A 10,230-nucleotide genomic window follows, 5' to 3' on the forward strand; every position below is an offset into this window, starting at 1 on the left:
AGCCAAACCACAGAAGTATGCGACGAGAAAACCTAGTAAAAACAATGCCAGTCAGGCTTAACTGACTGGCATTACGGTCAGTGACCGGCATTTTTGTTGGAGGAGGCTCGATGCCTAGCCCAGGTTGGTCGCCAGCTTGCGTTGGCTCTTCTGTTTGAGCAGATAGCCGATACCGAGTACCAGGACCCAGGCCGGGATCAGCTCGACCGAGATGCGGGTGCCGTCGTTCATGTACATGATCACCAGGATGGCGGCCATGAAGGCGAGGCAGAGGTAGTTGCCAAACGGGCTCCACAGTGCCTTGAACTTGGTGGTGACGCCTTCTGCAGCCTTCACCTTGCGGAACTTGAGGTGCGCCAGGCTGATCATGGCCCAGTTGATGACCAGGGCGGAGACCACCAGAGACATCAGCAGACCAAAGGCCTTGCCCGGGATCAAATAGTTGATGAGCACGCACAGCAGGGTGGCCGCGGCCGAGATGGTGATGGCGGTCAGGGGCACGCCGCTCTTGCTGGTCTTGAGCAGGGCCTTGGGGCCGTTGCCCTGCTTGGCCAGGCCAAACAGCATGCGGCTGTTGCAGTAGACGCAGCTGTTGTACACCGACAGCGCGGCGGTCAGCACCACCAGGTTAAGTACGTTGGCTACCAGGTTGCTGTCGAGCGCATGGAAGATCATCACGAACGGGCTGCCGCCTTCCACTACCTTGCCCCAGGGATAGAGGGAGAGCAGTACGGTGAGGGCACCGATGTAGAAGATGAGGATGCGGTAGATCACCTGGTTGGTGGCCTTGGGGATGCTCTTCTCGGGATTGTCCGCTTCCGCTGCCGTGATGCCGACCAGCTCCAGACCGCCGAAGGAGAACATGATGAAGGCCATGGCCATCACCAGCCCGCCGACGCCGTTGGGGAAGAAGCCCCCCTGGGCCCAGAGGTTGCTGACCGTGGCCTCGGGGCCGCCGCTGCCGGAGAACAGCATCCAGCCGCCGAATCCAATCATGCCGAGAATGGCGACCACCTTGATGATGGCGAACCAGAACTCCATCTCGCCGAACGCCTTGACGTTGGAGAGGTTGATGGCGTTGATCAGCACGAAGAAGAAGGCCGCCGACATCCAGGTCGGGATCTCGGGCCACCAGTACTGGACATAGATACCGACTGCCGTCAGCTCGGCCATGCTCACCAGCACATAGAGCACCCAGTAGTTCCAGCCGGAGGCGAAGCCGGCGAAGTCACCCCAGTACTTGTAGGCAAAATGGCTGAATGAGCCGGCAACCGGCTCTTCCACCACCATCTCGCCCAGCTGGCGCATGATGAGGAAGGCGATGAAGCCGCCGATGGCATAACCCAGCAGCACCGCAGGGCCCGCCATCTTGATGGTGTCGGCAATGCCGAGGAACAGGCCGGTACCGATGGCACCGCCCAGTGCGATGAGCTGGATATGGCGGTTTTTCAGACCGCGCTTGAGCTCCTCGCCGTGTTGTTGAAGATCCATTCTTCCTTCCTTACGTCGCTGAAATCACTCGGCTCGCGTCCCGTCAGCCACAGCACGTCCTCTGCCTGGCGCGGCATCTTGTGCCGAAAACGTGACGAAATCCGTATTTATATCGTTACGGTTTGCCGCTGGCTGTTTTTTGTAGCGGCTACCAACCCGAGCAGAATAGTGATAATCGACCGTCCATGCACCTGTTTTCCTCATCATTGGCTGCTGTTTTGTGCGCCATGCAGGTTTTTCATGATCTGGAAAGGGGTTTTGAGAGTGATTGCTGATTTTGTGTACGGGTGGATTTGCGCCTGTTGACGCGAATTGGTTTTTATGATGCTTTTGCCCTTTGATAAAAAGGGACTCATATGATGGAGCGTATAGTCGGTGGCCTGGTGATGGTCGTGCTCTGGCTCGGGATCTGGCTCTCCCCCATGTTGCTGACGATGGCGATGAGCAGCCTTGTTGTCTGGGGCTGGTTGGGAGCGGATTACCTGGTGAACCACGTCGCCATGGTGCTCATCCTTGCTGCCGGGATGGGGTTGGTGCCAGCCTGCTGGCTGAGCGAGCGAGTCCGCAAGGGCAGGGGACTCATCCATTTTCACGGCATGTTGATGAACAACAAGGAACTCAACAAGCCCTGAGCCTGCTTGCCCCGCGAGTGATAGGATGCCAGCGACGATGCTGGCATCATTTTTTCATCCTGTTTCTCTGTTTCGTTATCTTGCCACTCACCTGTTTAATGGTGCGTTGTGCTGTCACAGCCTTGCAGGTTAGCAGAGCTGGCGGCGAAGGCCGGTCGCTTCCAGGATCTTGGCGCTGATCTCCTCGACCGAGTGGGAGCTGGTATCGAGGAAGCGGATCGCCTCCTGGCGGAACAGCCTCTCGACGCTGGCCAGCTCCTGTTTGCATTGATCAAGCGAGGAGTAGCGGCTGTTGGCGCGGCGCTGGTTGCGGATCTCGTGCAGCCGCTGCGGCATGATGGTGAGGCCGAACAATTTGTGGCGATTGGCCTTGAGGGCGGCGGGCAGCTCCAGCGATCCCATGTCCTGCTCGATAAAGGGATAGTTGGCGGCGCGAATGCCAAATTGCAGTGCCAGATAGAGGCTGGTCGGTGTCTTGCCGCAACGGGAGACCCCGATGAGGATGATGTCTGCCTCGTCATACTCCCTGGTGGTGATGCCATCGTCGTTGGCCAGCGCAAAGTTGACCGCTTCGATGCGATCGTCGTACAGCTTGCGGTTTTCCATGCCATGGGTGCGATGCAACCTGGGTTCGGCCTTGATACCTAGCTCCTGTTCGAGAGGGCTCACGAAGGTGTTGAGAAAATCGTGGCTGCTGGCCTGGGCCTTGAGCACCTCTTCACGCACCATGGGGTCGACGATGGTGTGAAACAGGATGGGGCGCACCCCGGTCTGGCGAAACTGCTCGTCAATGCGTGCCCGTACCTGGCGCGCTTTCTCCTGGGTCTCGACAAAGGGGATGGTTACCTGTTCGAAGGCCAGGGGAAACTGGCTCAACACGGCGTGGCCGAAGACTTCGGCGGTGATGGCGGTGCCGTCGGATACATAGAATACGGTGTGCACTGCGGACTCCTGTGGTGCGCTCCAGGGGGCGGCGAGAAATAAGTATCTCTCGAAACCATATCGTTTTTGTCAACAGATCTGCCATGCCCAAGTTGTGAACTCGCTTGCAAACCTGAGTCGTTACCTTTTTGTGTCGCTATTGTAGAATGCCTGTGTCAAACGACCATCCCCAACTCTTGCTCGGGGATTTTTTTGACAATAAATAGAAAACGTTTTCATGGTCGTTGGCAACAGACACTAACAAAAACACACGACTTGGCACAGCAGGTGAATTGTCACCCTGGCCCCCCAACCTGGAGACATGCAAATGCAACAGTACGTACTCTGGTACGAACAGCTCGGTATGCAGGACGTTGAACGCGTCGGCGGCAAGAATGCATCCCTTGGCGAGATGATCAGCAACCTCTCGGGGGCCGGCGTGTCCGTGCCGGGCGGGTTTGCGACCACGGCCTTTGCGTTTAACGAGTTTCTGGAGTTAAGCGGCCTCAACGGCAAGATCCATGACCTGCTCGACAGTCTGGATGTGGATGACATCGCCGCCCTCAACCGGGCCGGTCAGCAGATCCGCGACTGGGTGGTGGAAGCACCCTTCCAGCCCGCTCTGGAGCAGGCGGTGCGGGAGGCCTATGACAAGCTGAGCGCGGGGCTCGAGGCCTCCTTTGCCGTGCGCTCCTCCGCCACTGCGGAAGACATGCCGGATGCGTCGTTTGCCGGTCAGCAGGAGACCTTCCTCAACGTGCGCGGTATCGATGCCGTCATGACGGCCATCAAGCATGTGTTTGCCTCTCTGTTCAACGATCGCGCCATCTCCTACCGGGTCCATCAGGGCTATGACCACAAGGGGGTCGCACTCTCCGCCGGGGTGCAGCGCATGGTGCGCTCGGATCTCGCCGCCTCCGGCGTCATGTTTACTCTGGACACCGAATCCGGCTTCAACGACGTGGTCTTCATCACCGGCGCCCAGGGCTTGGGCGAGATGGTGGTGCAGGGGGCCGTCAACCCGGACGAGTTCTATGTGCACAAGCCGACCCTCAAGGCCGGGCGCCCCGCCGTGGTGCGCAAGACGCTGGGCTCCAAGCTCATCAAGATGACCTACTCCGGGGATGCCGGTCATGGCCGTCAGGTGAAGGTGGTCGATACTACCGATGCCGAGCGCAACCGCTTCTGCATCACGGACGAGGAAGTGATGGCCCTGGCAAAGCAGGCCCTCATCATCGAGCAGCACTACGGTCGTCCGATGGACATCGAGTGGGCCAAGGATGGTCAGGATGGCAAGCTCTACATCGTTCAGGCCCGTCCGGAAACCGTGCGTAGCCGCCAGGAAGCCAATACCCTCGAACGCTTTGCCCTCAAGCAAACCGGCAAGGTGCTGATCGAGGGGCGCGCCATCGGCCACAAGATTGGCGCGGGTCCGGCCCGTGTCATCTCCTCCATCAGCCAGATGGATGAAGTGCAGCCCGGCGATGTGCTGGTCACCGACATGACCGATCCGGATTGGGAGCCCATCATGAAGCGCGCTTCCGCCATCGTCACCAACCGGGGTGGACGCACCTGCCACGCCGCCATCATCGCCCGTGAGCTCGGCATTCCGGCAGTGGTGGGTTGCGGCAACGCCACCGACCACATCCAGGATGGTCAGCTCATCACCGTCTCCTGTGCGGAAGGGGACACCGGCTTCATCTATGACGGCGAGCTCGACTTTGACGTGGCGGTGACCGAGGTGGGCAACATGCCGCGCCTGCCCATCAAGATCATGATGAACGTCGGCAATCCGGACCGCGCCTTCGATTTTGCCCAGTTGCCGAATGCCGGCGTGGGCCTGGCCCGCCTCGAGTTCATCATCAACCGCATGATCGGGGTCCACCCCAAGGCGCTGCTGGAGTTCGATCAGCAGACCCCGGAACTCCAGGCCACCATCACCAGGATGATCGCGGGCTACGAGAGCCCACGTGAGTTCTACGTAGCCAAGCTGACGGAAGGGATCGCTACCCTGGCGGCCGCCTTCTGGCCTGAGCGGGTCATCGTGCGGATGTCGGACTTCAAGTCCAATGAGTACGCCAACTTGGTGGGGGGCCGTGGTTACGAACCCCATGAAGAGAACCCCATGATCGGTTTCCGTGGTGCGTCGCGCTACATTGCCGACAGTTTCCGCCCCTGCTTCGCCCTCGAGTGCGAGGCGATGAAACGGGTGCGGGATGTCATGGGGCTGACCAACGTCGAGGTGATGATCCCCTTCGTGCGTACCCTGGGTGAGGCGGAGCAGGTGGTGGAGATACTGGCTGAGAACGGCTTGCGCCGTGGCGAGCGCGGCCTGAAAGTCATCATGATGTGCGAGCTGCCTTCCAATGCGCTGCTGGCGGACAAATTCCTCGAGCACTTCGACGGCTTCTCCATCGGCTCCAATGACATGACCCAGTTGACCCTGGGGCTGGATCGGGACTCCGGGCTCATCGCCCACCTGTTCGACGAGCGAAACGAGGCGGTCAAGGCACTGCTGGCCATGGCCATCGCCGCCGCCCGCAAGGCGGGCAAGTACGTGGGGATCTGCGGCCAGGGGCCGTCCGATCACCCGGACTTCGCCGCCTGGCTGGTCGAGCAGGGGATCGATTCCGTGTCGCTCAACCCCGATACCGTGGTCGACACCTGGCTCTATCTGGCCGAGCAGCACAAGGCTGGCTAAACCCGTCCCCGCTTTTTGATGACACGGCGCCGCAATGGCGCCGTTTTTGTCTGCGCCCCCCTTTTTCTGTTACAAGGGGAATGCGCAAGGCGCTCCGCACCCATCACAGGACGATCCCATGACCTCATTGCAGTGGCAATCCGCCACCCTGGCCCTGCGTGGCCACCACACCCTGGTTATTCCCGAACTCTGTCTCACCCCGCAGGCCTGCTGGGCCTTCGTCGGCAGCAACGGCAGCGGCAAGACGGCGCTGGCGTCGGCCCTGTGCGGCGAGCTGGTCGTGCGTGCCGGAGCGGTATCGGGTCGAGTCCGGGCCGAGCGACTCTCGTTCGAGTCGCAGCAACAGCTGGGGGAGCTGGACTGGCAGCGGCGCAATACCGACATGCTGGGGGAAGAGGAGGAGGCGGGGTATCGGGTATCGACCCTGATGCTGGAGGCAGGGGGCGAGGAGCATGAGGCCCGCGCGCTGCTGGCCCGTTTTGGCATTGAATCCCTGTGGGAGCGCCCCTATCGCTACCTCTCGAGCGGGGAGGGGCGCAAGCTGCTGCTGGCCCGGGCCCTGCTGGGGCGACCCGAACTGCTGGTGTTGGACGAACCCTTCGATGGTCTGGATCAGGGGGCCAGGGCTTCTTTGATGATGTTGCTGGCCGACCTGGTGTCAGAGGGGCTGCGCCTGGTGGTGATCGTCAACCGTTTTGACGAGATCCCCCCCTTTGCCACTCACCTCGGCCTGCTCGGCGAGTGTCGTCTGCTGCTGGCGGGGGAGCGCGAGGCGGTGCTCGGCAGCCAGGAGGTTGCCCAGCTGGCACGCGCCGAAACGGTATCCCCCCGTTTGCCGCCACCGCTGACGACCCCCGAGCCCCTGCCTCCCGGCCCTCGGGTCGTCATGAAAGCCATGCGTATCGCTTACGGGGATCAGGTGATCATCGATGGGCTCGACTGGACCATTGACGAGGGGGAGCACTGGCAACTGGTGGGACCGAATGGCGCTGGCAAGTCGACCCTGCTCTCCCTCATCACCGGAGATCACCCGCAAGGTTACAACAATGAGCTCCATCTGTTCGGACGGCGGCGGGGCAGCGGCGAGAGCATCTGGGAGATCAAGCGCCACATCGGGCTCGTGAGCCCGGCGCTGCATCTGGACTATCGTGTCAGCTGCCCGGTGCAGACAGTGATCCTCTCCGGTTTCTACGACTCCATCGGGCTTTATACCCGGCCGGGAGATCGTCAGCTGGCGCTGGCCAACCAGTGGCTGGCCCTGCTGGGGCTGGCCGATCAGGGGGCGCAGCCTTTCCACTCTCTCTCTTTCGGTCAGCAGCGACTGGTGCTGATCGCCCGTGCCCTGGTCAAGCATCCGCCGCTGCTCATCCTGGACGAACCCCTGCAGGGACTGGATCCCCTCAACCGTCACCTGGTGCGGGAGATGGTAGCGCGCCTCGTGGGCGAGGGAACCCAGCTGTTGTTCGTTTCCCATCATGCCGATGATGCGCCCCCCGGTCTGACCCACAGGCTGAGCTTCGTGCCAAGGGAGGAGGGAGGATACGACTATCTGCAGGAGCGTCTGGGGAGCTGAGCCGCCCGGGCGGCATGGTCAGAGAGGGGCCGGTTCGGCGAGGAGCGGCGGCATCCCCAGCAGCGTCCACCACAGCCCGAAGAAGAGCATGATCCCCAGCCAGAGCCAGGCCAGATAGTGACGGGTGGCGGCCATCCCCGTCACCGTCACCATGAGTGCCGCCCCGAAGGCGATGAGGGCGAACAGAAAGGGCGCCATGTTGTCCATCATGGCGGTCATTTCACCAGGGAGAGGATCTGGCGAAATGCCGGATGGCGGCAATCCCCCATCAGATCAAAGAGACACATCTCCACCGACGTCAGCGCAGCTCCCCTGGCCGCAAGCTGGCCGATGGCGAGATCCCGGTTGGCAGCGCAGCGAGACGACACCGCATCCACCACCAGCGAGACCCGGGCGCCCCTGGCCAGAAGTCCCAACACGCTCTGGTAGACGCAGATATGGGTCTCGATGCCACATACCAGCCAATGCTCTACCCCGCTTTCGGCCAGCGCGGTCGCCACAGTGGGCTCCCCCAGGGCGCCGAAGCTGTATTTGGGCAGCACAAGATCGCCTGCCTGCAGCGATTGCAATTCGGGCACGGTGGCACCGAGCTTGTCCGGGTTCTGCTCCAGCCAGACAACCGGCAGCCCCAGCACCCTGGCCCCTTGCACCAGCCTGGCGGTATTGGCAATCAGGGCGTCGCTCTCCTCGACCAGGCGGGCCAGCTTGCCCTGAATATCGACCACCAGCAGGCCTGGGTGATGGTGTTTGTGCATTTTTTGTCTCCTTTCTCCGTTGCGGATGAGATACAGCGCCATCCTGGGAGCCATTCTCGCGTACATCTTGATACAAATTGTGAGCTGACCGACGGCGTGGCGGGCACTAGGATGCGCGTCATGGAGCCCGTTTTCTCAGTTGTGGTGTGCATGACAAGGGGCGACGCATCAACCCGCTACTGCGTAGTTGGACGATTTTCCATTAACGATGAGAAGTACCATGAAGAAGATAATCCTGTTCGTCTCCCTGGCTGGCCTTTTGGCCGGTTGCGCCAGCCCGGCACAACGCATGGCGGAATGCCAGGCGCAAGGGATCAGCAAGGACGCCTGCTACCAGGCCGAGCAAAACCGCCAGGCGTCCATCATGAACGCCGCCGAGAAGCAGGCCTTGGAGAACGCCAGCAAGGCGGTCAAATAATCTAACCCGACTCACTACGTGTACTTCTCAGGCCCTGGATTCACCGAATGCAGGGCCTTTTGCTGGGTGGCACAGTGCTGCGATGTGTTTGCGGCGTGTGAGGACTCAATGTAGGTCATCGCCTCGATGTTGCTGCCATCGGGATCGCGCAGGAAGGCGGCGTAGTAATTGGGGGCATAGTGGGGACGCAGTCCCGGCAACCCATTGCAGGCAAAGCCTGCCTTGATCCCCGCGTGATGGAACGCATCCACCTGTGTCGCGTCGTCGGCCCTGAATGCGAGATGGCAGGAGGCGCCCTGCTGCCCCCGCTCAATCAGGAAGCCCACGTGATCGCGGCCCATCAGGCCAAAACCGGCCGCCGTCTCATCAGACCATTTGAGTTCTATCAAAAGAGGAGCCAGCACGGTGGCGTAGAAGTGCTGACAGGAGTCAAAACGCACCACCTTGATTTCAACATGATCGACACGGTGACTCCTTGTGTTGCCTGGGTGTAGAGCAGCCCATCAGGCCCTCATGGGAACCGTTGAAATGGGTATCGAATGACCACAATAAGTTAGTTTGACTCCAGGCAGGGAGAGGGCAAGGCGCATAACTGCGTGCTCTGTCAAAGATTTTTCATCCAGTTGCGGGATGCGCTTTGCTTCGCGCTGGCCAAGCTTGCCCGGTTTTGTTGCTTGGCGAAGGCTACGAGCTCTGTTATGGTGTGCTCAATTAGCCGTTTAGATGGCTAGATGGTTGTGCGCTGACTGCATGTTCGCGCCCCCGACCGCTCACCGTTTTGATGATCATGTTGACAGGGAGTTTTTATGCAACGTCGTTCCTTCTTCACCCTTTCCGCCCTGGCGCTGCTCGCCAGCAGCCTGCCGCTGTCCGCCTTTGCCATCGATGAGGCGAAGAAAGAGATCGTCATCGGCACCACGGTTGGCGACTTTGCCGACATGGTCACCGACGCCATCAAGCCGCAGCTCGAAGCCAAGGGCTACAAGGTCAAACTGGTGGAGTTCACCGATTACGTGACCCCCAATATCGCCCTGGCGGACGGGTCGCTTGACGTCAACTGCTTCCAGCACAAGCCCTATCTGGAGAGCTTCGCCAAAGACCGGGGTCTCTCTCTGGCGCCCATCACTCAGGTGCCGACCGGTCCCATGGGGCTCTACGCCGGCAAGCTGGGGGATCTGAAGGCGGTGAAAGAGGGAAGCACGGTCGCCATCCCGAACGATCCCACCAACCAGGCGCGGGCACTGCTGATGTTGCAGGATCTGGGCTGGCTGAGCCTCAAGGAGGGGATCAATCCCCTCAAGGCGAGCGAGTTCGACGTGGTGAAGAACCCCCACAACCTCAAGCTGGTGCTGCTGGAAGCGGCGCAGCTGCCGCGCTCCCGTGAGGATGTGGACTTCTCCGTCATCAACGGCAACTTTGCCGCCTCAAGCGGGATCCCGTTCAGCTCCGGCCTCTTCCTCGAGCGCAGCTATGACTTCATCAACTGGGTGGTGGTCAAGAGCGCCGATGCGGGCAAGCCGTTCGCCAAGGATGTGGCGGCCGCCTACAACTCCCCCGAATTCAAGGCTTATGCCGCCAAGCGCTTCGTCGGCTACAAGTATCCCGAGGGCTGGCAGCAGAAGGGGTGAGTGGCGTACAAGCGATAAAAACGGGCACCCAGGTGCCTAATGCCAGTCAGTTAAGCCTGACTGGCATTGTTTTTACTAGGTTTTCTCGTCGCATACTTCTGTGGTTTGGCT

General features: G+C 60.8%; 10 protein-coding genes. 5 read left to right on the forward strand and 5 right to left on the reverse strand.

What is annotated here, in order from left to right; translation table 11 throughout:
- Positions 1 to 114: 114 nt before the first annotated feature.
- Positions 115 to 1,491 (reverse strand): amino acid permease, encoded by a 1,377-nt coding sequence (locus tag PG896_RS19410; protein WP_039041364.1) that lies wholly within the window; start codon positions 1,489 to 1,491, stop codon positions 115 to 117.
- Between the two features lie 356 nt (positions 1,492 to 1,847).
- Between PG896_RS19410 and PG896_RS19415 the strand changes: the two genes are divergently transcribed.
- On the forward strand, positions 1,848 to 2,123 hold the full coding sequence (locus PG896_RS19415) for a hypothetical protein (RefSeq protein WP_102983832.1): 276 nt from the start codon (positions 1,848 to 1,850) through the stop codon (positions 2,121 to 2,123).
- Positions 2,124 to 2,252: 129 nt separating this feature from the next.
- On the opposite strand, the gene ppsR is transcribed toward PG896_RS19415, so the two are convergent.
- Positions 2,253 to 3,065 carry a posphoenolpyruvate synthetase regulatory kinase/phosphorylase PpsR gene (ppsR, locus tag PG896_RS19420; protein ID WP_010675153.1) on the reverse strand — a complete coding sequence of 271 codons (813 nt, stop codon included), beginning with the start codon at positions 3,063 to 3,065 and terminating at the stop codon, positions 2,253 to 2,255.
- Positions 3,066 to 3,372: 307 nt separating this feature from the next.
- On the opposite strand from ppsR, the gene ppsA reads away from it, so the two are divergent.
- The gene (gene ppsA, locus PG896_RS19425; RefSeq protein WP_048207926.1) at positions 3,373 to 5,745 is read left to right on the forward strand and encodes a phosphoenolpyruvate synthase; all 2,373 of its coding nucleotides are present in this window, start codon (positions 3,373 to 3,375) and stop codon (positions 5,743 to 5,745) included.
- Positions 5,746 to 5,863: 118 nt separating this feature from the next.
- Positions 5,864 to 7,318 carry a molybdate ABC transporter ATP-binding protein ModF gene (gene modF, locus PG896_RS19430; protein WP_103242946.1) on the forward strand — a complete coding sequence of 485 codons (1,455 nt, stop codon included), beginning with the start codon at positions 5,864 to 5,866 and terminating at the stop codon, positions 7,316 to 7,318.
- An 18-nt stretch (positions 7,319 to 7,336) separates the two neighbouring features.
- Here the strand turns inward: modF and PG896_RS19435 are convergent, their stop codons facing one another.
- Positions 7,337 to 7,516 (reverse strand): hypothetical protein, encoded by a 180-nt coding sequence (locus PG896_RS19435; protein ID WP_223918067.1) that lies wholly within the window; start codon positions 7,514 to 7,516, stop codon positions 7,337 to 7,339.
- A 17-nt stretch (positions 7,517 to 7,533) separates the two neighbouring features.
- Positions 7,534 to 8,073: a hydrolase gene (locus PG896_RS19440; protein WP_103242947.1), complete on the reverse strand. Its 540-nt coding sequence runs from the start codon at positions 8,071 to 8,073 to the stop codon at positions 7,534 to 7,536.
- Positions 8,074 to 8,293: 220 nt separating this feature from the next.
- On the opposite strand from PG896_RS19440, the gene PG896_RS19445 reads away from it, so the two are divergent.
- Positions 8,294 to 8,491, forward strand: coding sequence for a hypothetical protein (locus PG896_RS19445; protein WP_010675148.1), 198 nt, complete (start codon positions 8,294 to 8,296; stop codon positions 8,489 to 8,491).
- A 14-nt stretch (positions 8,492 to 8,505) separates the two neighbouring features.
- On the opposite strand, the gene PG896_RS19450 is transcribed toward PG896_RS19445, so the two are convergent.
- Positions 8,506 to 8,934 (reverse strand): VOC family protein, encoded by a 429-nt coding sequence (locus PG896_RS19450; protein ID WP_233721026.1) that lies wholly within the window; start codon positions 8,932 to 8,934, stop codon positions 8,506 to 8,508.
- A gap of 363 nt (positions 8,935 to 9,297) precedes the next feature.
- Here PG896_RS19450 and PG896_RS19455 point away from each other — a divergent pair, with 363 nt between their 5' ends.
- Entirely contained in the window at positions 9,298 to 10,119 is an 822-nt protein-coding gene (locus PG896_RS19455) for a MetQ/NlpA family ABC transporter substrate-binding protein (protein ID WP_010675145.1), read from the forward strand.
- Positions 10,120 to 10,230: the final 111 nt, after the last annotated feature.

Source organism: Aeromonas sp. QDB30, from assembly GCF_027707645.1.
In the GTDB taxonomy this organism is placed as follows: domain Bacteria; phylum Pseudomonadota; class Gammaproteobacteria; order Enterobacterales; family Aeromonadaceae; genus Aeromonas; species Aeromonas caviae.

What these genes read in the sequence shown, in the direction of transcription:
- PG896_RS19410 (WP_039041364.1), bottom strand. Translation starts at nt 1,491, where the DNA reads ATGGATCTTCAACAACACGGCGAGGAGCTCAAGCGCGGTCTGAAAAAC.
- PG896_RS19415 (WP_102983832.1), top strand. Translation starts at nt 1,848, where the DNA reads ATGATGGAGCGTATAGTCGGTGGCCTGGTGATGGTCGTGCTCTGGCTC.
- ppsA (WP_048207926.1), top strand. Translation starts at nt 3,373, where the DNA reads ATGCAACAGTACGTACTCTGGTACGAACAGCTCGGTATGCAGGACGTT.
- modF (WP_103242946.1), top strand. Translation starts at nt 5,864, where the DNA reads ATGACCTCATTGCAGTGGCAATCCGCCACCCTGGCCCTGCGTGGCCAC.
- PG896_RS19435 (WP_223918067.1), bottom strand. Translation starts at nt 7,516, where the DNA reads ATGGCGCCCTTTCTGTTCGCCCTCATCGCCTTCGGGGCGGCACTCATG.
- PG896_RS19440 (WP_103242947.1), bottom strand. Translation starts at nt 8,073, where the DNA reads ATGCACAAACACCATCACCCAGGCCTGCTGGTGGTCGATATTCAGGGC.
- PG896_RS19445 (WP_010675148.1), top strand. Translation starts at nt 8,294, where the DNA reads ATGAAGAAGATAATCCTGTTCGTCTCCCTGGCTGGCCTTTTGGCCGGT.
- PG896_RS19455 (WP_010675145.1), top strand. Translation starts at nt 9,298, where the DNA reads ATGCAACGTCGTTCCTTCTTCACCCTTTCCGCCCTGGCGCTGCTCGCC.